The organism is Thalassotalea sp. Y01, from assembly GCF_012932945.1.
Taxonomy (GTDB): domain Bacteria; phylum Pseudomonadota; class Gammaproteobacteria; order Enterobacterales; family Alteromonadaceae; genus Thalassotalea_A.
On record NZ_JABBXG010000003.1, the window covers coordinates 126,685 to 149,950 of the forward strand.

The window sequence follows — 23,266 nt, forward strand, 5'->3', positions numbered from 1 at the left end:
ATAAAAAGAAATATCGTTAAAGGGATTAGCTTAAGGCGTTAGCAATAGATTATGAGCAAGAGCAAAGACAATAATAATAATTTGCTTGATCAGGTACCAATGAACTATTGGTCCGGATTGGCGTTTTTTATTGTTGTAACCATGTTAATGATCTTTGGGCTGGTAAAGGTATATCAATCGATGATGCAGGATGAAGCCTCACCCGTGTCATCGTTAGTGATAAAAGGTAAAACACCATACACCTTTAATGCTGAAATTGTTGCCGCGTTACGTCAGGGCGAGTTGGATAACTTTTTCCAACTGGATGTTAATTTGATACAGCATGAACTAGAGCAGTTACCCTGGGTGTACTCGGCGTCTGTGCGCAAGCAATGGCCTGATACGGTAAGTGTTTATGTGATTGACCAAACACCGGTAGCGCAATGGAATGATGATTTTTTTATCAATGAACAAGGTGTCATTTTCCAAGCAGATCAAACACGGGTAGCTCCGGGGTTACCAAAGTTATTTGGTCCAGAAGGCAGTGAAACTCTGGCTTTAGCAACATACAGAGACTTGAATTTGTTGCTTAATTATATTGAGGTTGAGATTGATGAATTGGTGCTAAGTGAGCGTCATTCGTGGGTTTTAACGCTAAAAGATGGCGTCTCTTTAAATCTGGGGCGCGAAGACAGAGTCATGCGAGTGCAACGATTTATGGATGCCTACAGGCAAATTAAATCAATGGCCAAGCAAGACATGCAAGTAGATTATATCGACCTGCGCTATGACACCGGCATGGCCGTTGGTTGGAAACCAAAACTAGAAGAAGAAAAAACAAATGCCTAAAGCAGTAGAAAGAAATTTGGTTGTTGGTCTCGATATTGGTACGTCCAAGATCGTCGCCGTTGTTGGTGAAGTGACACCTGACAACCAATTAAGCATTGTTGGTGTAGGCCACCATGCCGCCCGTGGTATGGATAAAGGTGGCGTAAATGATCTCAATTTGGTGGTGCAATCAATTCAACGAGCCGTTAATGAAGCGGAACTAATGGCCGATTGCAGTATTGGTTCTGTATATCTTGGTATTTCCGGTAAACATGTCTCTTGTCAAAATGAAAACGGCATGGTGCCAATCAATGACCATGAAGTGACGCAGGAAGACGTCGAAAACGTAATTCATACCGCGCGCTCTGTGCCTATGTCAGCCGAACGTAAAATGCTGCATGTATTACCACAAGAATACAGCGTTGATGTACAAGAAGGCATTAAAAGCCCTATCGGCATGTCAGGCGTTCGCATGGAAGCCAAGGTGCACATCATTACCTGTGCTAACGATATGGCAAAGAACATCGTTAAATGTGTTGAGCGCTGTAATTTAAGCGCTGATCAATTAATTTTTTCTGCGCTGGCATCAAGCTATTCGGTATTAACCGATGATGAAAAAGAATTAGGTGTCTGTGTCGTTGATATGGGGGCAGGCACATTAGACATTTCAGTGGTCGCAGGTGGCGCTATTCGCCACAGTGCCGTTATCCCAGTGGGCGGTAATCAGGTAAGCAGCGACATTGCAAAAATATTTAGAACGCCATTGAGTCATGCAGAAGACATTAAGGTGCAATATGCATGTGCATTACGCCAAATGGTCAGCATGGAAGAAAACATTGAAGTACCAAGTGTTGGCGGTCGCCCGGCGCGTAGTATGTCTCGTCATACCTTAGCCGAAGTTGTTGAGCCGCGTTATCACGAATTATTTGAGTTGATCCAAGAAGAAATTAAGTCAAGTGGACTCGAGGATCAAATCGCTGCCGGTATCGTCCTTACCGGTGGTACTGCAAAAATGGAAGGCGTGGTGGAATTCGCTGAAGAAGTATTCCAAATGCCGGTACGTGTGGGCACGCCATTAAATATTGAAGGCTTAACCGATTACGTTAACGATCCAAGTTATGCAACCGTTGTTGGTTTGCTGCATTACGGCTTGCAAGCGAGCAATGATAAAACTACAGAGTTGGGCGCAGGGGAAAGTGTGGTTGGCATGCTTTCGCGCTTGAAAAGTTGGTTTAATAACAACTTTTAGATAGACAAAATTTTAAAATTGAACATTTTTTTGGTGGAACAAAAAACGATAGAACGGAGAGAAAATTATGTTTGAATTAATGGAAGAGCACAACGAAGAAGCGGTGATTAAAGTCATCGGCGTTGGTGGAGGCGGTGGTAACGCCGTTGAACACATGGTGGTGCAAACCATCGAAGGCGTGGAATTTATTACCGCGAATACCGACTCACAGGCACTGCGCAATTCTTCTGCGACCGTGACTTTGCAACTCGGTGCCGACGTAACTAAGGGCTTGGGCGCAGGCGCAAACCCTGAAATTGGTCGTCGCAGTGCAGAAGAAGATCGCGAAACCATTCGCCAGACCTTACAGGGTGCTGACATGATCTTTATCGCTGCCGGTATGGGCGGTGGTACAGGTACCGGTGCTGCTCCTGTGGTTGCTGAAATTGCTAAGGAAATGGGTATCTTGACCGTTGCGGTTGTGACCAAACCATTCCCGTTTGAAGGCAAGAAGCGTATGAACTATGCCGACCAAGGTATTGAGTTTTTATCAAAGAATGTTGATTCACTGATCACCATTCCGAATGAAAAACTATTAAAAGTATTAGGTCCAGGCACATCACTATTAGACGCCTTTAAAGCGGCTAATAATGTATTACTAGGTGCTGTTCAAGGTATTGCTGAGCTGATTACTCGCCCTGGTTTAATTAACGTTGACTTTGCTGACGTACGTACTGTTATGTCAGAAATGGGTACAGCGATGATGGGCTCAGGTTGTGCAAGTGGTGAAGATCGTGCTGAAGAAGCAGCAGAAGCTGCTATTTCAAGCCCGCTACTGGAAGATGTCGATTTAGCTGGTGCTCGCGGTATTTTGGTAAACATTACCGCAGGTTTAGATATTTCAATTGATGAATTTGAAACCGTTGGTAACGCTGTTCGTGCCTTTGCATCTGAAAATGCCACCGTTGTTGTCGGTGCTGTTATCGACCCTGAAATGACCGACGAGTTACGCGTTACGGTTGTTGCTACAGGTATCGGCCAACAGCAAAAACCGGAAATTTCAATTGTGCCGCCAGTGCAAAAGCCTGAGCCAATGGTTGTAAACGCGCCGTATACGCCAGAGCCAGAAGTTGCCCAGTCGCAATTTGTTGAAGAACGCCCGCAGGCTGCTCCTGCATCGGCACCAGATGCGGATTATCTTGATATTCCTGCATTTTTGCGTAAGCAAGCGGACTAATATCCGGTCTGATTAATATCAGGCTGGCGTCCAATTTGGAATGTGATGTTTCAGATTGTGGCTAATTGTAACCAGAGTAATGGTCTTTGGCGGATTGGTTTACGTCTTGATGCAAGCGGATTACAGCTGTTAATGCAGTTGTAACAAGTTGTAAAGCAAGTATCAGGCCAATAGGTTAGACTTTTGACTCTAAAGGATAATTTTGCTATTATTCTGCCTCGCTTTTTTAAAGAATTTGTTAAAAGCGTGGTGGTCTAAAAGATTATAAGGCGAAATATGATCAAGCAACGTACATTAAAACAAGCAATAGACGCCGTTGGCGTTGGCTTACATAAAGGTGAAAAAGTGCAGTTAACTCTCCGTCCTGCACCGGCCAATACTGGAATTATTTTCCGTCGTGTTGACCTAAGTCCTGCTGTCGATATCCCAGCAACCCCGAAAGCGGTTGGTGAGACGACGCTGTGTACGTGTCTGGTAAACGAACAAGGTGTTCAAGTGTCCACCGTAGAACACCTTTTAGCTGCTGTTGCCGGTCTAGGCATCGATAATATGATTGTTGAAGTCGATTCGCCTGAGATTCCGATCATGGATGGTAGCTCATTACCTTTCGTCTATTTGATTCAATCCGTTGGTGTTGAAGAGCAAAATGCAGCGAAGAGATTCTTACGCATTACCAAGCCTATTCGTGTTGAAGAAGGCGATAAGTGGGCAGAGTTACGCCCACACGAAGGATTCAAAGTAAACTTTTCTATCGACTTTGATCATCCTGTGATTGCCAACACAACGCAACAAATGAGCTTGGACTTGTCGAGCAATTCGTTCGTAAAAGAAATCAGCCGTGCACGTACCTTTGGTTTTATGCGTGACATTGAGTTTTTACGCTCTCACAATCTAGCCCTTGGCGGTAGCTTAGAAAACGCTATCGTACTTGATGAGTACAAAATGCTTAACTCTGATGAGTTACGTTACGACGACGAATTCGTTAAGCACAAAATCTTAGACGCTATCGGTGACCTATATATGGGCAGTGTTAGCATCTTAGGCGAGCTTAATGCCTATAAGTCAGGTCATGGCTTAAACAATATGTTATTGCGCGAAGTATTTAAACGCGAAGACAGTTGGGAGTGGGTGACTTATGAAGACGAACGTCCATCACCTATTGCCTACCAAGATGCGATATATGCATAACTTACGATAAAGTCGGTCAGATTAAATAAAAAACGGAGCTTAATGCTCCGTTTTTTATTGGTTATTTTTTTGTTTTACATGAGAGGCGAGTTTTAATAGTTTTTGTTTTAATCCGTCCGGCGCATTCTCGGCTACTTTTCGTAATTCTTCAGCGCTTTCTGCTGACATAGATTTTTTCTCTTTCGCCGGCTCTTGCTCTTTTATTTGCTTTCTCACAGCAAAAGGATTTACTTTAATTTCAATGCGATTAAATATGCCCTGAGTTTGCAAACTGAGCTGGCTTGCTATATTGTTACGTTCAAATTGTAGCCGTTGGCCCCATACCGAAGATTTAGCTTCTAAGATAACTAAGTTTTCGCGACAATTGGCAATTTGCCAGGCATCTTCAGGAAGATCTGGGCAAGTTTGTCTAACAATGTCGGCCAATATTTGCAGTGATTGTGCTTTTACCGAAATATTAGCCATATTACTGCTAGCAGTTTGCAACAAGGTTTGTAAATCTTGTGGAGCTTTAACGATTCGTTTCATCTTTTATGGTGCCATGGCGGTTTTATGTTAAAGTGGCAAACGTTGTCTAAAATAATTTGAGTTTATGAGTTTAACACTAATATACCGCGGACAAAATGTTCGTTTCTCAATGAAACTAAGTAAGCCTCGTTGGTTAGCCATCGTTGGCGGCTTTGCCGTGGTATCTGGATTGGTTATGCATTCGGTCTTATCTCCTGAAGAAATGCCTGCGCACCTGCAAACCAATCAAGATTTGGTTAAACCGAAACAACAAAATGACAGTTACCGCAATGAACAAGTTGTTGCCTTAACTGCAAAAATTGCTGAGTTGCAATCTCATGTTGCAAGATTGAATGCCCTTGGTGAACGATTAGCTGAAGAAGTTGATATTCCCAAAGACGAGTTTAAAATGGCGACCATGCCATCAAGTGGTGGACCGCTGCAAACGCAGGCGGTGCAAAGCCATTTGTCTTATAGTGACCTCGATCAACATATTTCCGATTTAAGCCTGAGCCTTGATCACAAAGAAAATCAATTAAAATTACTTGAATCTTTGGCTTTGGGTCACCATATCGAAAATACGAGTTATTTATCGGGACGACCTATAGGTAAAGGTTGGTTGTCATCGTATTACGGAGTTCGTAAAGATCCTTTCACTGGTAAACCGGCGATGCATAAAGGCGTCGACTTTGCTGGTAAGGAAAACGCCGAAGTATTCGCTACGGGTAGTGGCGTTGTGAGTTTCTCAGGTGAGAAGTATGGTTATGGTAATATGGTTGAAATAGACCATGGTAATGGCTACAAAACCCGTTACGCCCATAACAAACTAAACCTGGTTACGCTCGGTGATGTGGTAAGTAAAGGTCAGCCTGTTGCGAGAATGGGTTCAACTGGCCGATCAACTGGTCCACATGTACATTACGAAATTCTTAGAAACGACAAACAAATCAATCCTGCAAAATACGTTTATCGCAAGCCAAAAACTTAAGATAAATCCACTCGATAACAATACTTAACGCACTCTAAAATCCTAGTAGTCGCCAAAATATATTTGAATAATTGGTTTAATAAACATGTTTGTAAAATTAATGACGAAGCTGTTCGGTAGCCGTAACGATCGCCTACTGAAACAATTAAATAAAGAAGTTACTAAAATTAATGCCCTTGAAGATACCATCAAAGCGCTAAGCGATGAGGAATTGAAAGGCAAAACAGCTGAGTTTAAAGAGCGTATTGAAGGCGGTGCTAGCCTGAGCGATATCTTAGTTGAAGCATTTGCGGTAGTACGCGAAGCCAGTATTCGAGTATTTGGTATGCGTCATTTCGACGTGCAAATGGTCGGTGGTATGGTGTTGCATCAAGGTAAAATTTCCGAGATGCGTACCGGTGAAGGTAAAACATTAACCGCAACGCTGCCATCATATTTGAATGCGTTAACCGGTAAAGGTGTACATGTAATTACCGTTAACGATTACTTAGCCAAGCGTGATGCAGATTGGGCACGTCCATTATTTGAATATTTAGGTTTGACGGTTGGTTGTAATATCCCGGGTATGCAACCTGAAGATAAGAAAGCAGCCTATGAAGCGGATATCACCTACGGTACCAATAACGAGTTCGGTTTTGACTATCTCCGTGACAATATGGCATTTTCGCCACAACAACGTGTACAACGTCCGTTAAACTTCGCTGTAATCGATGAGGTCGACTCTATTCTTATCGATGAAGCTCGTACACCATTAATCATCTCTGGTGCAGCTGAAGACAGTTCAGAGCTGTACAAGATGATCGACCAAATCGTTCCTCTACTTGAGTTGCAAGACCGAGAAGATGAAGAGGGCGTTGAAAGTACCGGTGACTATACCGTTGATGAAAAATCAAAACAGGTATATCTGACAGAACGTGGCCAGGTGCGTGTTGAAGAGATTCTTACTGAGCGTGGCATGTTAGCCGAAGGTGACTCGCTTTATGGCGCAAGCAGCATTTCATTGTTGCACCATGTTATGGCGGCACTGCGTTCACACAAACTATTTGTTAAGGATGTTGATTACATCGTTAAAGACGGTGAAATTGTTATCGTTGATGAACATACCGGTCGTACTATGGAAGGTCGTCGCTGGTCAGAAGGCTTGCATCAGGCTGTTGAAGCCAAAGAAGGTGTAGACATTCAAAACGAAAACCAGACATTAGCGTCTATTACCTTTCAAAACTATTTCCGCTTATATCAAAAACTATCCGGTATGACCGGTACAGCTGATACTGAGGCATTTGAATTTAATCATATTTATGGTCTAGAGACGGTAGTTGTACCAACGAATCGCCCAATGATCCGTCAAGATTTACCTGATTTAGTGTACCTGACGCAGCAAGAAAAATTTGAAGCGATACTTGAAGATATCCAAGATTGCGTTAAACGTGGTCAACCGGTATTGGTTGGTACCATCAGTATCGAAACATCTGAGTTCTTGTCACAGTTCTTGCGCAAAGAAAAGATCAAACACAAAGTATTAAACGCTAAATTCCATGCCGAAGAAGCGGAGATCGTTGCCAATGCTGGTAAACTTAGCGCGGTGACCATCGCCACGAACATGGCCGGTCGTGGTACCGATATCGTATTAGGTGGTAATCTAGCGGCAGAATTAGCTAAGCTTGATAGCCCAAGCCAAGAGCAGATCGACGCAGCGACAAGTAAATGGCAAGAAGAGCATGAACAAGTGCTTGAGGCTGGCGGTTTACATATCGTTGCCACCGAACGCCATGAATCTCGTCGTATCGATAACCAGTTACGTGGACGAAGTGGTCGTCAAGGTGATGCCGGTTCTACGCGCTTTTATCTTTCAATGGAAGATGGTTTGATGCGTATTTTCGCCTCAGAACGTATTGCCAACATGATGCGTAAATTGGGTATGGAACACGGTGAAGCCATTGAACACCCATGGGTAACTAAGTCTATCGAGAATGCACAACGTAAAGTTGAAGGTCGTAACTTTGACATCCGTAAGCAATTGCTTGAATACGATGATGTGGCGAACGACCAACGTAAAGTAATTTACGATCAACGTAACGAATTGCTTGATGACGGTGATATTGAAGAAACCATTGCAGCAATTCGCCTAGATGTTGTTAGCGGCATTATTGCTGGCCATATCCCACCACAGTCGTTAGAAGAGATGTGGGATATTCAAGGTCTAGAAGAGCAGTTGAAAGGTGACTTAGCGCTTGATTTACCAATTGCTAAGTGGCTAGAAGAAGACGATAAGTTGCACGAAGAATCACTTCGCGACAAAGTCATCGAAGAAGTCGATAACGCTTATAAAGCCAAAGAAGAGCAAATCGGTACCGAAGTACTGCGCCACTTTGAAAAAGCGGTTATGTTGCAAACACTTGATAACCTTTGGAAAGAGCACTTAGCGGCGATGGACCATTTGCGTCAAGGTATTCATTTACGTGGTTATGCACAGAAAAACCCTAAGCAAGAATACAAGAAAGAATCATTTGCCTTGTTCTCAGGTATGCTAGATAACCTGAAATACGATGTTGTTAGCCTGCTTTCTAAGGTTCGCATTCAACAAGAAAGCGAAGTAGAAAAAATGGAGCAGCAACAGCAGCAAAAAGCCGAAGAAGCGCAAAAGCAATTTACTCATGAAAGCAGTGGCACGGCAACAGAAGATAACAAACTGCCGCGCGTAGGCCGCAATGAGCCTTGCCCGTGTGGTTCAGGTAAGAAATATAAACAGTGTCATGGCAAATTAGGCTAATAGGTACTGAAATGAAGGAAGGACGGTTATTACCGTCCTTTTTGTTATACGAGCTAAAACAATTAATAACTAAACAGAAGTAATGACGATGACTAAACGAGTACACGTTGCCGTTGGCGTAATTTATCGACAAGGTCAGTTCTTTTTAACAAAGAGGCTTGCTAGCGCTCATCAGGGGGGTAAGTGGGAGTTTCCTGGTGGTAAAGTCGAAGACAATGAAACCGTGCATCAGGCCTTGCATAGAGAATTACAGGAAGAAATCGCTATCGATACGCTAGCGATGCAACCCTTGATTGAGATTAGCCACGATTACGTTGATAAGCAGGTTTTGTTGGAGGTGTTTTTGGTTGATCAGTTTGCCGGGGAACCAACCGCACAAGAAGGCCAACAACAAGGTTGGTTTAGTGCAGACCAACTCAGCAAAATTGATTTTCCAAAGGCCAATGATGCCATTGTAGCCAAAATTATCGACAAAGGTTTGTAGCTATTAGCAAATAAAACGCACGGTGCGCTAAGCAATAAAAAAGCTTAATGATCACTCATTAAGCTTTTTTATTGAATTAAATTTAGTAGCTTAGGGCTTACCAGTATTTCAACCCGGAATGACGCAAATAACCGTGCTCATGCTTATTGCGTGGATCTTTATGAGTCCAATGCACCACACCACCTTTGTCGTTCCACTCATACTCACCATAAAATTCAATCTCATCACCTTGGCGCAAGGTATTGATTCGTTTAGCTAAATCAATATTGTGAGCTATCAATAAGGTGTGTTTATTCTGCAAGCGGACAATAAAACGTTGGTGTCTACTGCCGTCGTTATCATCTGCCAGTACTTTGGTGACCTCACCAAAGCCTCTAACTTGGATATCAGACAAGCCATTGTCAAAGGCGTAACTAATTTTCTCTAGATCAGAAAAGTCATCAAGGTTTATGGACTCTTGATAATTACTGCTACTAAAAGCACGCTCTAATGTTTCAATGTCATTGGTCGGCTTTACGTCTGCAGCGACAGGTTCAGCATTGGTTTTTGATTGTACTTCCAAAAAAGTAATGCCAGCGACAAATAAGACGAAGGCGATAAGGATATGCTTCATAATAAAAGTAGGTATGTTGTACTCTAGTTCTAATTCTCTTTTTAGTATGCCAAATAGCGAAACGCAAATGCAAGGGTATAGGCAATGAATCTTAGTTTTTAATGCCACTTTATTGATATTTGCAAAGGCAATGATATAAATGGATGAAATTATTTAATTCGTTAAATGATTTCTTCTCGTTTGTCGAACTTCAGGAAAAAGCTTATCGTTACCTTGCTTTGTTGATTTGGTCTCCCCAAGATCATAAATACAACTCTCCCCATGAGTTTACAAAGTATCATTTGGTTATTTTTAGGGCACCTTTTAGGTGCCCATTTTTCTTCCCGTCATTTAAATGCACAAGTTTAGTGCGCTATGTTGCTCTTAAAATCGTTAATTTAATTTATATTTTAATTAAACCTATATTAAACAGTGGTTTACATGGTTGGTGCGGGAATTGCATCATCAATGTTTTTGATTCCCTTAGGATTTTTCATTACTCATGGCCGTTCAAACACCCATTCGTGGTTTGCGCTCCTTTTGTATAGCTGCCAAGTGTTTAAGTTTTAAGCATGCCGCATCTAAGCTTTTTCTTACGCCATCTGCCGTCAGTCATCAAATCAAGCAGTTGGAAGAGCAACTTGGATTTAATTTATTTACTCGCCAAACCCGAGCCATTGAATTAACCAGTGCCGGCAAGCGTTTTTATCATGCCATTCAACCGATTATTACCGATTTAGAAAGTACCATTGATGACTTCACCAATAGCAAACAAAATAAAACCATCACCATTAGCTTGCCTGAGTTTTTTGCTAGCGAATTGTTTGTGCCGAGTTTAAGCGACTGGACTCAGGCACACCCGGATATTAATTTACAACTTGAGACGGTTAAAACAGGATCACAAGCGGCTGCCAGTGCCGATTTGTCTATTGTCTTGTCCAGAGGTCGTCCAAATAGTCCAGTTATCACCGATTTGTTCCCAGTAAGATATGTACCGGCATGTAATAAACGCCTTTATCGAAAGTGGGCGTCTGAGGGTTTTAAAGCATTAAAAACGGTCCCTTTGATATTGCATCAATCCAGACCCTGGGCTTGGCACCAATGGGCAGATGAAGTTGGTGTACCGGACTTTGATCCAAAGCAGATTATTCAATTTGATAGTATGTTTGGCGTCGCTCGAGCAGCACAACAAGGCATGGGTATAGCGTTAATTCCTTTGCCAATAAGTCAAACTTGGTTTAAAGAGCAGTTATTGGTGCGCCTTTATGAAGAAGAGTTAGTGACCAATGATAGATACTTTTTAGTGCAGCATGAAAACCTTGAGCAATCTGACGAACTATTAATGTTTGCCAATTGGATGCAAGAGACATTTTGTGACTTATATTAAGAGGCTAATGTTACTAACAAGCAGTTAGTGCGCTAGTGCTGGGTCTTAATCGCGCTTGCTACCAAAGTGCCCCGATAACGCGTCATAAAAATATCATATGAATTTTATTAACCTATAAAGGTCATTTTATTTCGTTTGTCAGAATTGGCCTGTTTTTCTAGAGTGAGAGCGTAAACCGATTGGTTTGCGCTTTTTTAATTTCAAGGAGACATACTGATGAAAACATCAACTCACATACTTAAAGGCTTAAAGCTGCCGCTAGCAACGTTATTGCTTGCCGGCCTTGCTCATAGCCATATAGCCAACGCTAAGATGGTTGACGAAGACCTTGCACACCTTAATAGTACATTTAAGATTGCTATGATCGAAAACAGTACCGGATTGCGTGACATTAATGCTGGTGACTATGAAGATGCGTTAAGCAAAATCAACTCAGCTAATGACGTAAATGAAAAGCTGGAACTGTTAATGGCAAATTGCGTGGCGAACTTAAAGCTTAGCCGCTTTAGTGAGGCAAAAATCGCATGTGATAAAGCAATTGAAGTGATTAGCAACAGCGAGAGCAATGCCAGTGCATATCTTACGGCCATCGCTTACAGTAATCGCGCCATTGTAAATCACTATTTAGGTGACAAGGTAAGTGCATTTAAAGACTTTAATATGGCGATGAAATATGACGATAACCGCATCGTTAAAGCAAATATTGAAGCCATGACGGTCGCACTAATGAAAAAAGAGATGTTAGCAAGTAATCACTAAATGTAACTTGTAATTGCAGCTATCGCTGCTGAGGAGGAAAGGATGCGACAGAAATTGTAATGAAAAAGGTGAAAATATGATTTTACAAATCAAGGTGCGCAAGAGTTAAAAAACTGCGCACCTTTTATTTTACTAATGACAGAATAAGCATTACTCAGAATCGACAAAAAATTTGTTACTTTGCAAAAACTGATCTTCAAGCGCATCAAGCATCTCTTCACTCAATGCATCAGCACCTTGCGCAGGTTGGGAAATTTTGTGATTTTCTTCAGCCCAATCACCTAAATCTATTAATTTACAGCGCTCAGAACAAAATGGCCGATATTTAGCATCTTTGTTCCAGATGACTTGTTTTTCACATGTAGGGCAATTTACTTTGGTGACCATAATGACAATGTTTTTAATGGCGAATAATGACCAGATTTTAACGCACCCAAGTGATTTATAAAATAGCTATTGTAGGGTTTAGGTAGATTTGAGTGAGGTTTTAGCAAGGTTTTAGCAAGGTTTTAGTGAGGTTTTAACTTGGATTTAGCAGCTTTAGTTGGTTTATCGAGAGATTATAGATTGCTTTTACGGGGGTTAACACTTAGCGAGTTTAAATGAAACATTATCTGTAATGTATTGCTGTCCCTTCGCTTCGCATAGCTCCATGAAACGTATCGAATAACGATATCGGTTGCCACTTACCGAAGGAAAATAATCAGCGCCATCTTCTAATTCAATACGAAGTAACAACAATCCTTCACCGTTATCTTGATAAAAGCTATTGCCGACTTCAACCAGTTCAAAGTTAGATTTTTGACGAATAAACTTCAATACCAATACGAGGGCCTGTTCAATGGTGCTTAAACATGACAACCAACGGTCGATATCTTGTTGAATAAATATCGGTGGTTGGTTTAGCCAATGCACAAGGGCGGGTAAGTCAAAACCGCAATAGGCACCGGTTAAACTAAAACGCTTGCGCATTGCATCCAAAAACTTGTCTTCTTTAAGTGAGCCCCACTGGTTTTGCTTAGAGCGTAATTCAGTCGAAAGCTTTTTAGTTTGTTCTAGATTTAATTGCAGTGCTTTATCGTTAACCGCTGGTGATTTTGACCAAAGGTGCAGATTATGCTCTAATTTTTCCAAATCTTTGATCATATCACCACGTACATCGGTGCGATCAATGGTATCTAGAATGGTAAATAGTGCATTAAAAAAAGAGGTATGACTCGAATCAAATTCTTGAGCAAGGCAAGACCGAGCTTGAGCAAATAATTGCTCTAACTTCAAGTAGTTGCGGATCCGTTCGTTTAACGGGTGCTCGTATAGAATGCCAGCCATTGAGGTAACTATTGTTGTAATTATTGTTGTAATCTTTTCTATAGTAACCAGAGAATAGGGCAAAGGCAATATGAGCTAAATGGTTTTCGCGAAATAGTTTGTTTTAAACGTCTTCCGTGACCATTTTTAAAAACTTGCGATGCAATATTTCTACTTGCATACGCAATTCTTCCATTGTCGCTTTATCGTTATTAATAACAAAGTCAGCATGAATAAGACGCTCTTCTCTGCCAACTTGTGCAGCAATGATACGTTTAACTTGCTCTTTGCTATTATTGTCTCTGGCAACCGTTCTGGCTATTTGTGTCTCAGGTTTTACATCGATGACCAGTACGTTATCAACGCTGCGGTTAATGCCGTTTTCAATTAATAAAGGCGCAACCAAAAAACAATAAGGGCTTTTGGCGTTCTGGCATTGCTCATTCATGGTTTGTCGAATTAATGGATGCAATAAGCCATTCAGCCAAGCTTTATCGTCAGGATTAGCAAATACCTTTTCTCGAAGCTTTGCTCGGTTTAGTTTGCCATCGGCAAGAATATAGTCTTCACCAAAGTGAGCGGCGATATGCTGCAGTGCAGGTTGCCCAGGTTGCACAATTTGTCGGGCTACGATATCGGCATCGATGATATCGACGCCATATTCAGCAAATAAGTTGGCAACGGTTGTCTTGCCGCTGCCAATGCCACCAGTTAAACCGATAATTACTTTAGACATTTATACCATTATTCCCATATACCAAGCCCAGATACCTTCACCCCAAAGTGCTGTGATCCAACCAGCAACAGCAAGGTAAGGGCCAAAGGGAATTGGCTTTGAGCCCTCATGGCTTTTAAATACCATTAAACTGATACCGACAATAGCGCCGACCAAAGAGGCCATTAAAATCAGCATCGGTAGTACTTGCCATCCAAACCAAGCACCAAATACGGCAAATAACTTAAAGTCACCATAGCCCATACCCTCTTTACCTGTGACTAACTTGAATAGCCAATAGATAGACCACAAGCTCATATATCCAGCAATGGCACCTATTACCGCCTGATCTAAACTGACAAATACGTCATTTAAGCCAAGGATCAAACCTATCCAAACCAACGGCAAAGTGATCTGATCTGGTAGAATCATTTTATCAAAATCAATCATGGTAAGGGCGATCAGACACCAGCTTAGCACCATCATAACCGCAGCTTGCCAAGTCACCCCAAAATGCATAGCGATAACAACCGTCGAGATACCGGTTATGGTTTCAATAATTGGGTAGCGGGCTGAAATCGGGTTACTGCAAGAAGAACATTTACCGCGCAATAATAACCAAGAAATCACTGGGATATTTTCCCATATCTTGATTTTGTGACCGCATTTAGGGCAAGTAGAAGCGGGCTTTGAAAGAGTCACTTTTTGTGGCTCTTTGTTCTTAGCTGAGTCTTTCAAATCATCCGCTAAAAACTCACGACATTCACAGTCCCACTCGGCTTCAATCATTTTTGGTAAACGAAATATCACCACGTTTAGGAAGCTACCAATGATTAGGCCAAGAATAAGGGAGAAAGAAAAATACGCAACAGGTACTTGTTCAAATAAAGATGTTACATCCGACAGCACAACGTGACCCTTAAATTTTTATTGATATTATGATGGTAAATGAAAACGCCGAAGCTTGTTAATATACTTCGGCGCTAAGCTAATATAGTTAGATATATTATTAAATAATAGATCCCATTGCGAAGATAGGCAGATACATCGCAATGATCAAGCCACCAATCACTACACCCAACACCGCCATAATTAAAGGCTCAAGTAATGATGTTAAGCCATCTACTGCATCATCAACTTCTTGTTCATAGATTGTCGCAACTTTGGCTAACATATCGTCTAGAGCACCAGATTCTTCACCTATGGTAACCATTTGCGTTACCATGTCAGGAAATAGGTTTACGTTGCGCATAGCAAGGTTCATTTGCATACCAGCAGATACTTCACCGCGAATCTCGTTAATAGCTTCTCGATAAACTGCGTTGCCAGAAGCACCAGCAGCTGAATCTAAAGCATCTATGAGCGGTACACCGGCAGCAAAGGTTGTCGATAGAGTTCGTGCAAATCGCGCTACAGCGGCTTTATCTAATATCATGCCTATTACCGGTATTTTTAAAACAGCGGCGTCTACTTTGTCTCGAAAATCCTGACTTCTAAAATGTGCCTGTTTAAAGGCCCAGCCAGCAGCGATAAGTGCGCCTAACATTAGGTACCAAGAAGACACCATAAAGTCTGAAATATTGACAACGAAAGTTGTAAATGCAGGTAGCTCTGCACCAAAATCATTGAATATATCGACGAAGGTGGGTACTACAAAAATAAGAAGTATTGAGGTAACTACTGCAGCAATCACTAGAACTGATATTGGATAAAAAAGTGCTTTCTTGATCTTTGATTTAAGCGCTTCCGCTTTTTCCTTGTAGATGGCGATTCGATCAAATATCGCTTCTAATGCACCTGATTGCTCACCGGATTCAACTAGATCACAATACAAATCGTCAAAATACTTAGGGTGTTCTCGCAAACACTCGGATAAAGGCAGGCCAGATTGAATCTTGTTTCCTATATCACCGAGCAGCTTACGCATATTGCCGTTATCATTTCCTTTACCGATCATTTCAATGGTTTGAACTAGTGGAACACCAGCCGTTAGCATTGTGGCAATCTGACGGGTCACAACGGCAATATCTACTGGCCTTATCGGTTTGTCACCATTGAACAGTGACTTTTGTTTTTTCTTATGCTTTAACGGGGTGATACCTTGCTTGCGTAATTGAGCTTTCAGTTCCATGGCGTTGGTCGCGGAAAGCTCACCTTTGATTTTTTTACCCTTACGATTTACCCCTTCCCATTGAAACGTCTCAAGAGGCTTAGGTTTGACCATTTTCGGTTGGGAACTTGTTACTGCCATAATATTCTCTTTTTATAATTATGCGTTTACTATAACCGTTATGCAGTTACACGGCTTACTTCCGCAAGACTGGTTACGCCTGCTTTAGCTTTCAATAATGCCGACTGGCGTAGGTTGTTATACCCTTCTTTTTGCGCTTGATCAGCGATTTCCAATGAGCTGCCACCATCCATAATCAGTTTGGCGTTTGCACTACTTATTTTCATCACTTCATATATACCCACACGGCCTTTATAGCCTTTGGTGCATTCATCACAGCCTTTTGGTTTGTATATGGTAATGCCTGATACTTCGGCAGCATCGAAACCAAGCTCAATTAACGCTTGTTCAGAAATGTCATCCACTTCTTTACAGTGATTACACAAACGACGCGCTAGACGCTGGGCGATAATTAGGCTTACTGAACTTGCGACGTTATAAGAGGGCACGCCCATATTTAATAAACGAGTCAGAGTTTCAGCTGCTGAGTTTGTATGCAGGGTTGATAATACCAAGTGACCGGTTTGTGCCGCTTTGATGGCGATTTCCGCTGTTTCTAAATCTCGAATCTCACCGACCATGACGATATCTGGATCTTGACGCAGAAAGGATTTCAATGCTTCGGCAAAGGTCAGTCCGGCTTTATTGTTAATTTGAACCTGGTTAACACCCTCAAGGTTAATTTCAACTGGATCCTCTGCAGTGGATATATTTCGCTCTTCAGTATTAAGAATATTCAGGCCGGTATAAAGTGATACGGTTTTACCTGAACCGGTAGGGCCGGTTACCAGTATCATGCCTTGCGGCTTTGATAACGCATCTAAATACAATGCTTTTTGCTCTTCTTCATAACCGAGAATATCGATACCAAGTTTTGCACTTGAACTGTCAAGAATACGCATTACCACTTTTTCGCCCCACATAGTTGGTAGGGTAGAGACACGAAAATCAATGGACTTACTCTTTGTAATGGCTAACTTTATGCGACCATCTTGTGGTACGCGACGCTCGGCGATATCGAGCTTTGACATAACTTTTAATCGAGCTGTCATCCGGCTAGCTAAATTCACTGGCGGCGCTGCGACTTCAGTTAAGATACCATCAACACGAAAACGGATTCGGAACTTCTTCTCGAACGGTTCAAAGTGCAAATCTGATGCGCCTTTTTTAATGGCATCAAGGAGAATTTTGTTAATGTAGACAACAATGGGGGCGTCATTTTCGCCCCCGCTTGGGTCGTCATCTTTTTTTGTTTCCTCGACATCTATATCTGTTAGCTCGTCTGCATCTAAATCTGATAGCTCAAGTGCAGCATGATCATCTTCCAAAATATTTTCGATAGTCTCGCGTAACATTTTATCGTCGGCAAGGACCATTTCGGTGTTATGGCCAGTATTAAATTGAAATTCTTCTAAGGCATCAATGTTAGTAGGATCAGAGACTGCAACATAAAGAATACCACCACGGAGATAAAGAGGCAGAGCGGTATGTTTATTAACCAATTTTTCGTTGCGCAAACCATCTGGTATTGCTTCCAGATGTAGGCTTTTCAAATTAATTAGAGGTATGCCAAAACTTTTTGAAAGTGCTTTAATTAAGTTCTTAGAAGGGAGCTTCTCTTTGTCTAAAAGATGTTTAACAACAGAACGTTGGTTTTTTTTGCACTCTTCAAATATTGCCGCCGCTTTGTCTTTCGCTATTAACTCGTTGCGGACCACAGCGGAAAGGATACTAGATTGTCGATGAAGTCCTTTCATTGGTTTTCTTCTTATTGTATGTTTACTACAGCATACATTCTTTCATATAAAAACGAAATAAAAAAGCTGGCTTAATAGCCAGCTTTTTTAAAAACAATTTATAACTTGTAAGTTATATATTCGGTAACTTAAGCGGCAGGTACAGTACAACCTGTAATCGCAACTGCACCTGTACCTGCAAGAGTACAGGCCCATGTTAGTGCTTCACCAGCGGTAGTTGACGCTGTTGGTGTCAATGTCGCAGTAATGGTATTAGTAGAATCTGCACGAGATAAAACACCATTGCCAGTACAATGCTGAATAGCAACGCCATCGTTAGTACAGCCTAAAGTACCTGACACTGAGTATACTTCAGCAACTTTAATTTTGTTACCAGCTAAAGACGCAACAGCTTGTGCAGCTTTTGATTTAGCCGTGTAATCTTGATAAGCAGGTAGTGCAACAGCTGCAAGAATACCGATAATCGCAACAACGATCATCAATTCGATAAGGGTAAAACCCTGATTAGATTTCATAGTTTTCATATTAAATTCCATTAAATATATATTTATTGTTATGGGGGCTAGTGACTAATATGAAACATCTGGCAAAAAATGTAAATTATAATTTGATCAAAATTTTACCTTTTGCTGCATTTTTGTGCATTTGTTCAACGGTTATACAGTTTTGTAATTGTTTTTAAGCACTAAAAATGTTGCTAATGCGTTGATTTGTTTACTAAGAGCCCGAAATTAACGGTGATTGCAGGAAGCTTGGCAAGCTTATGTTGCTAACGGTTTGTTGGTGATTTGTTACTAGTTTACTAGTAGTTCGCTATAACTTAATCCGTTGTAATTGATTAAATTGCTTTAATTGAGTGGCGTTTTAAATTAAAAATCCCAGCCTGAGCTGGGACTTTTATTGGGATTTTGATGCCTGCTAATTACTGCGATAGCGCTTTTTAAATTGCGCTTCCAGTTATGTTTAATGCTACAACTTTAAGAAGTCGCTAAATTTAAGCAAATCGCATCGACAAATCGATGGCATTAACATGCTTGGTTAGTGCGCCAACCGATATAAAGTCTACTTTTGCAGCGGTATACGCTTTTAGCTTTTCCAATGTCATATTACCTGATACTTCTAACTTGGCTTTGCCACGTGTCAGCTCAACCGCTTTGGCAATCATTTCGGTGCTAAAGTTATCGAGCATGATAATGTCGGCACCGGCATCAATCGCTTGCTCTAATTCATCAAGGCTCTCGACTTCGACTTCTACGGTTTTACCTGGGTGGTTTTGCTGTGCAGTTTGTACCGCATTTTTGATGCCACCACAGGCATTGACGTGATTCTCTTTAATAAGGTAAGCGTCAAACAAGCCAATACGATGGTTATGGCCGCCACCGCAGGTCACCGCGTATTTTTGTGCGCTGCGCATACCGGGAATGGTTTTACGGGTATCAAGTAGTTTGGTCTCACCGCCTTCAAGCTCTTTTACGTATTGGCTGGTGATGGTAGCCGTGCCACAAAGGCTTTGTAAAAAGTTCAGAGCGGTACGCTCACCCGTTAACAACAAACGGGCGTTACCTTGTAATTCGCACAAGGTGGTGTTGGCTTTCGCAGTTTGCCCGTCTTGTACAAACCAAGTGATTTGCGTGCTAAGGCCTGTTTCTTGGTCAAGTTGTTTGAATACTTCATTAACCCAAGCGACGCCTGATACAACACAATCTTCACGGCAAATAATGGTTGCCACTGCTTGATTTTCTGCAGGAATAAGTTGTGCGGTTATATCATTGTCGGTACTGGCTTGTTCGCCTGGCGCGGCTCCTAAATCTTCAGCGAGAGCCCAGGCAATGGTGGTTGCGATATCTTTTTCCAGTTCCGGGCTAATGCTCAGGTTTTGCTCTGACATATTAAATCTCTATGACCTTGTTGATTTTTGTTTGCAAACATAGCGTTTATAGGTGACCTAATATTGCTCTGTCAGTGTCAAATATTGGCCGCTTTGTTTGAATTCGAGTTGTTTTAATGCACTCATGCCCAGCAGGATTTCAGCGGTATCCATGCCTGGGTTAATGTTTGCGGCGACATTATACAAAATTATATTGCCAATGCTCAATTGCTCAATTTCAGTTCGTTGCACTTTTACTGAGCCGTTCGCCGTTTGTACATAATGTGTACCAAGAACCGGCAAGTTGAGAGCTTGGGCGACATTGGCGGGAATAGACACATTTGTCGCCCCCGTATCGAGTAAGAACAGCACCTCACTACCATTAATATTGCCTGGTGACAGATAATGACCGTAACGATTGCGCTTAAGGGTGACTTCGTTCTTACCGTCATGGGTTAAGTTAAGTTGTGGTCTTTGGTTTGGGTTGTGCTGTTTGTCCAAAGCGCCTTGGAAAAACCATATCATTAGCGCAAAAAATAGCCCCCATGCTATCCACATCATGGTTTTGCCCATTTTTTTACTGTGATCTGTTTCGCTCATAAGATATCTTGTAGTTTAATAATGCTCTTATTTAATACTATGGTGGTTGTACAGGTGAAGATCAATAAAGGTTGGCTTGATAGCAATAGTTTTGACTTTCATATCAGTCATAAGGCATCGCCGCATTGTGATGATAGAGAATGCGATGACATCAGTTTGTTGGTTATTCACAACATTTCCTTACCGCCGGGTAAATTTGGCTCAAATCATATAACCGACCTTTTTCTTGGGCAATTAAACCCTAATGACGATGATTATTTCAAAGACATATATAAGTTAAGAGTGTCTGCGCACCTTTTAGTTCGACGTGATGGCTCGGTGATTCAATATGTTCCGCTAAATAAACGCGCCTGGCACGCCGGCGTGTCTGAGTTTTGTGGTCGACAAAAATGTAATGATTATTCTATCGGCATCGAGATGGAAGGCACCGATGAACTGCCTTATACCGAATCACAATACAGCTCTCTAGCAACCTTAACCGAAGCCATCATGGCTAATTATCCTGATATTAATAAGCAGCGTATTACCGGTCATTGTCATATTGCCCCAGGGCGTAAGACGGATCCCGGAAAAAGTTTTGACTGGCAACAATATTTCGCTTCTGTTGCGGATAATTGTATTTTAAAACAGTAACTTTATATGGTTTCTGAGTATTATCTTTGTATACTATTAGGTATCAGCTTTTTTAAAAACAACAAACGATTGTCGTCAGGATATACATGAGTCTTATCAGTTTGCTTATTGCACTCGCTGCTGAGCGAGTAATGGTGTCAAAGAACTGGCATTTTGATACCTATTTTATTTCGTACGTTAAACTCGTGCGTGGTTTTGTGTCCAAAGGTGAAATCAGCAAAAATCGCGGCAATATTTTAGCGTTTGCTGTGGTGCCTGCCCTTATATTGTGGGGCTTGTTAGAATTTTTTGACAGCGGCTTGATTGAATTTGTCGCCTCCACCTTATTGCTTATTATCTGTCTTGGTTCGAACACCGCGAGAGAGTCTTACAAAAATTTCTTAAATGCGGCAATGCGTGGCGATGAAGTCGCGGTGTCTCATTATCAAATGGAGCTGCAAAATGGCCAGCAAAGTGAACAAGAGTCGTTCGGTCAAACTTTAGTATGGGTAAATTACCGTTACTATATGGCGGTTATGCTCATGTTTATCTTCTTTGGTATCGCTGCTGTTGTCTTCTATCGTTTGCTTGTTGCTACTAACTCTGAGGTTCGTAACGGTAATGATGAACCAATATTACCTGAGATTGCCGTTGAAAAGTCGGGGTCTTTGCTGAGGGTTATTGATTTTATTCCGGTGCGCTTTGTCGCCTTAGGTTATATGTTGGTTGGTCATTTCTCTAGAGCCTTAACCTATTGGTTGGAAGGTATGTTAAACACCCATATTACTAATCGCCGTTATTTATGTGAAGTTGCCAAAATATCGGAAGAAATCACGATTGAAGAAGGGGATTTAACCGCTGAACCTGGCTTTTTGGTGCGTCTTGCCAAACGCAATGTAATGTTATTACTCGCCGCTACCGCATTTATGACAATGGCGGGGGTTATCCACTAGCTGAAAGTTAGTTTCATATCGCCACTAAAAAGAGTCGTTTACGGCTCTTTTTTATTTTTAGCGCTGCTATTTTGCTCATTTACCGCTTTACCTGTCGCTTTACTTAGTCCTTTACCTTGCTCTTAACTTTGCGCTTTTCTGGCAAGCTAAATATTTGCATCTATATTTTACCTATCCCTTTATATATAACAGCGTTGCGTGCGAACACTGCGAACATCAATTTTTAATATATTGGTCATACCATTGAGGTTTTTTGCTAATTTGTGACAAGTCTTGTTGCACTGGTCGTAGTTGTAATAATTTTACATTATAACAGAACTCTGTTACTTTAAAGCATCGAAACCCTGAATTGGTAATACCAATTGACCATGGTTATTGGTTTTAAATCGAAAGGTTTGTAATATTTTTCAATGGCTTATAAGAAGATTAAACAACCTAAGTTATCTGATGTAATCACTTCTCAGTTAGAAGAAATGATACTCGAAGGAAGCTTATCGGCCGGACAAAAATTACCACCTGAGCGAGAATTAGCCGAGCAATTCAGTGTTTCCCGTCCATCGTTGCGTGAAGCGATTCAAAATTTAGAAGCTAAAGGTTTGGTTTTTCGTCGTCAGGGCGGTGGCACCTTTGTTGCGGATAAATTATTGAGCGGCTTGTCGGACCCTTTGTTTGCGTTAATGGCAAATAAAGGTGAGTCACAATTTGATTTACTTGAGTTTCGACACGGCATTGAAGGTATGGCTGCATATTATGCTGCGATGCGTGGTACCAAAGAAGACTTCAGCAATATTGAAGCGAAATATGAAGCAATTACCGTTGCCCATATTGAAAACACTCAGCTAAGTGAAAATTTTCGCGGTGAAGCGCAAAGTGTTTTTGAATTTTACTTAGCCATATGTGAGGCCTCGCATAATGCGGTGATTTTGCATTTGGCCCGTGCGATGAGCGGTTTGCTTATCGACAATATAGAAAAGAATTTACAGGTATTGGCAAAACGTCCGGAAGTTCCGGCGCGAATTGCTCATTACCGCAAGCGTCTGATGGAAAGTATTATCAGCGGTGAACCCAACAAAGCGTGGGGAGCAAGCCATAAAAACTTGGCCTACATCGAAGAGATAATGCTTAATCTGGCGGAAGAAAACTCAAGGGTCACCAGATCGTTGCGACGACTGCAAACCCAGTAAGCTTTAATGCCTTTAGAATTAAGGTTTATCGTTATTTTCGACTACCTTTAAGGCAACTTAAAAATTAAAACGTCCTTGAAAATAAAGGCGTAA

Annotated in this window: 23 protein-coding genes; 12 read left to right on the top strand and 11 right to left on the bottom strand. The window is 41.5% G+C overall.

The genetic code is table 11. The features are described 5' to 3' along the window. The first annotated feature begins 51 nt into the window (after positions 1 to 51). The 4 genes from HII16_RS05455 to lpxC all read left to right on the top strand — a co-directional run bounded on the left by HII16_RS05455 (position 52) and on the right by lpxC (position 4,460). On the top strand, positions 52 to 828 hold the full coding sequence (locus HII16_RS05455; RefSeq protein WP_169128179.1) for a cell division protein FtsQ/DivIB: 777 nt from the start codon (positions 52 to 54) through the stop codon (positions 826 to 828). Then, positions 821 to 2,056 (top strand): cell division protein FtsA, encoded by a 1,236-nt coding sequence (ftsA, locus tag HII16_RS05460; RefSeq protein ID WP_135439089.1) that lies wholly within the window; start codon positions 821 to 823, stop codon positions 2,054 to 2,056. Before HII16_RS05455 ends, ftsA begins: the two co-directional genes overlap by 8 nt. A 67-nt stretch (positions 2,057 to 2,123) precedes the next feature. Beyond that, entirely contained in the window at positions 2,124 to 3,272 is a 1,149-nt protein-coding gene (gene ftsZ / locus HII16_RS05465; RefSeq protein WP_135439090.1) for a cell division protein FtsZ, read from the top strand. 276 nt (positions 3,273 to 3,548) lie between these two features. Then, positions 3,549 to 4,460 (top strand): UDP-3-O-acyl-N-acetylglucosamine deacetylase, encoded by a 912-nt coding sequence (gene lpxC / locus HII16_RS05470; protein ID WP_169128181.1) that lies wholly within the window; start codon positions 3,549 to 3,551, stop codon positions 4,458 to 4,460. Between the two features lie 54 nt (positions 4,461 to 4,514). Here the strand turns inward: lpxC and HII16_RS05475 are convergent, their stop codons facing one another. Then, positions 4,515 to 4,988 carry a DUF721 domain-containing protein gene (locus HII16_RS05475; RefSeq protein WP_135439092.1) on the bottom strand — a complete coding sequence of 158 codons (474 nt, stop codon included), beginning with the start codon at positions 4,986 to 4,988 and terminating at the stop codon, positions 4,515 to 4,517. Between the two features lie 64 nt (positions 4,989 to 5,052). Between HII16_RS05475 and HII16_RS05480 the strand changes: the two genes are divergently transcribed. From HII16_RS05480 to mutT, 3 genes are all read left to right on the top strand, one after another. Further along, entirely contained in the window at positions 5,053 to 5,955 is a 903-nt protein-coding gene (locus HII16_RS05480; RefSeq protein WP_135439093.1) for a M23 family metallopeptidase, read from the top strand. Positions 5,956 to 6,040: 85 nt separating this feature from the next. Beyond that, entirely contained in the window at positions 6,041 to 8,725 is a 2,685-nt protein-coding gene (gene secA / locus HII16_RS05485) for a preprotein translocase subunit SecA (protein ID WP_169128183.1), read from the top strand. 88 nt (positions 8,726 to 8,813) lie between these two features. After that, a complete protein-coding gene (gene mutT / locus HII16_RS05490) occupies positions 8,814 to 9,209 on the top strand; it encodes an 8-oxo-dGTP diphosphatase MutT (protein ID WP_169128185.1) in 396 nt (131 codons plus the stop codon). Positions 9,210 to 9,306: 97 nt separating this feature from the next. Here the strand turns inward: mutT and HII16_RS05495 are convergent, their stop codons facing one another. Beyond that, positions 9,307 to 9,822 (bottom strand): DUF3465 domain-containing protein, encoded by a 516-nt coding sequence (locus tag HII16_RS05495; RefSeq protein ID WP_135439095.1) that lies wholly within the window; start codon positions 9,820 to 9,822, stop codon positions 9,307 to 9,309. A gap of 481 nt (positions 9,823 to 10,303) precedes the next feature. Here HII16_RS05495 and HII16_RS05500 point away from each other — a divergent pair, with 481 nt between their 5' ends. Both HII16_RS05500 and HII16_RS05505 read left to right on the top strand, forming a co-directional pair. Further along, positions 10,304 to 11,188 carry a LysR substrate-binding domain-containing protein gene (locus HII16_RS05500; RefSeq protein WP_169128187.1) on the top strand — a complete coding sequence of 295 codons (885 nt, stop codon included), beginning with the start codon at positions 10,304 to 10,306 and terminating at the stop codon, positions 11,186 to 11,188. Between the two features lie 216 nt (positions 11,189 to 11,404). Further along, positions 11,405 to 11,947 carry a hypothetical protein gene (locus HII16_RS05505; protein WP_169128189.1) on the top strand — a complete coding sequence of 181 codons (543 nt, stop codon included), beginning with the start codon at positions 11,405 to 11,407 and terminating at the stop codon, positions 11,945 to 11,947. A gap of 150 nt (positions 11,948 to 12,097) precedes the next feature. On the opposite strand, the gene yacG is transcribed toward HII16_RS05505, so the two are convergent. The 9 genes from yacG to HII16_RS05550 form a co-directional block, all read right to left on the bottom strand. Then, positions 12,098 to 12,334, bottom strand: a complete 237-nt coding sequence (yacG, locus tag HII16_RS05510) for a DNA gyrase inhibitor YacG (RefSeq protein WP_211183411.1) — start codon at positions 12,332 to 12,334, stop codon at positions 12,098 to 12,100. Positions 12,335 to 12,529: 195 nt separating this feature from the next. Then, complete coding sequence (gene zapD, locus HII16_RS05515) at positions 12,530 to 13,276, bottom strand: cell division protein ZapD (protein WP_169128191.1); 747 nt, start codon at positions 13,274 to 13,276, stop codon at positions 12,530 to 12,532. 103 nt (positions 13,277 to 13,379) lie between these two features. Beyond that, the gene (coaE, locus tag HII16_RS05520; protein WP_169128193.1) at positions 13,380 to 13,991 is read right to left on the bottom strand and encodes a dephospho-CoA kinase; all 612 of its coding nucleotides are present in this window, start codon (positions 13,989 to 13,991) and stop codon (positions 13,380 to 13,382) included. After that, on the bottom strand, positions 13,992 to 14,879 hold the full coding sequence (locus tag HII16_RS05525; protein WP_348981392.1) for an A24 family peptidase: 888 nt from the start codon (positions 14,877 to 14,879) through the stop codon (positions 13,992 to 13,994). 100 nt (positions 14,880 to 14,979) lie between these two features. Next, positions 14,980 to 16,221 (bottom strand): type II secretion system F family protein, encoded by a 1,242-nt coding sequence (locus HII16_RS05530; protein ID WP_211183412.1) that lies wholly within the window; start codon positions 16,219 to 16,221, stop codon positions 14,980 to 14,982. 38 nt (positions 16,222 to 16,259) lie between these two features. After that, positions 16,260 to 17,957 (bottom strand): type IV-A pilus assembly ATPase PilB, encoded by a 1,698-nt coding sequence (gene pilB / locus HII16_RS05535; RefSeq protein WP_169128195.1) that lies wholly within the window; start codon positions 17,955 to 17,957, stop codon positions 16,260 to 16,262. Between the two features lie 128 nt (positions 17,958 to 18,085). Beyond that, on the bottom strand, positions 18,086 to 18,481 hold the full coding sequence (locus tag HII16_RS17035) for a prepilin-type N-terminal cleavage/methylation domain-containing protein (protein ID WP_169128197.1): 396 nt from the start codon (positions 18,479 to 18,481) through the stop codon (positions 18,086 to 18,088). A gap of 470 nt (positions 18,482 to 18,951) precedes the next feature. Beyond that, positions 18,952 to 19,845, bottom strand: a complete 894-nt coding sequence (nadC, locus tag HII16_RS05545; protein WP_169128199.1) for a carboxylating nicotinate-nucleotide diphosphorylase — start codon at positions 19,843 to 19,845, stop codon at positions 18,952 to 18,954. A 57-nt stretch (positions 19,846 to 19,902) separates the two neighbouring features. Beyond that, positions 19,903 to 20,424, bottom strand: coding sequence for a TIGR02281 family clan AA aspartic protease (locus HII16_RS05550; protein WP_169128201.1), 522 nt, complete (start codon positions 20,422 to 20,424; stop codon positions 19,903 to 19,905). A 21-nt stretch (positions 20,425 to 20,445) separates the two neighbouring features. Between HII16_RS05550 and ampD the strand changes: the two genes are divergently transcribed. From ampD to pdhR, 3 genes are all read left to right on the top strand, one after another. Next, positions 20,446 to 21,057, top strand: a complete 612-nt coding sequence (gene ampD / locus HII16_RS05555; protein WP_248289515.1) for a 1,6-anhydro-N-acetylmuramyl-L-alanine amidase AmpD — start codon at positions 20,446 to 20,448, stop codon at positions 21,055 to 21,057. An 86-nt stretch (positions 21,058 to 21,143) separates the two neighbouring features. Further along, positions 21,144 to 21,989 carry a regulatory signaling modulator protein AmpE gene (ampE, locus tag HII16_RS05560; protein WP_169128203.1) on the top strand — a complete coding sequence of 282 codons (846 nt, stop codon included), beginning with the start codon at positions 21,144 to 21,146 and terminating at the stop codon, positions 21,987 to 21,989. A 410-nt stretch (positions 21,990 to 22,399) separates the two neighbouring features. After that, the gene (pdhR, locus tag HII16_RS05565; RefSeq protein WP_169128205.1) at positions 22,400 to 23,173 is read left to right on the top strand and encodes a pyruvate dehydrogenase complex transcriptional repressor PdhR; all 774 of its coding nucleotides are present in this window, start codon (positions 22,400 to 22,402) and stop codon (positions 23,171 to 23,173) included. Positions 23,174 to 23,266: the final 93 nt, after the last annotated feature.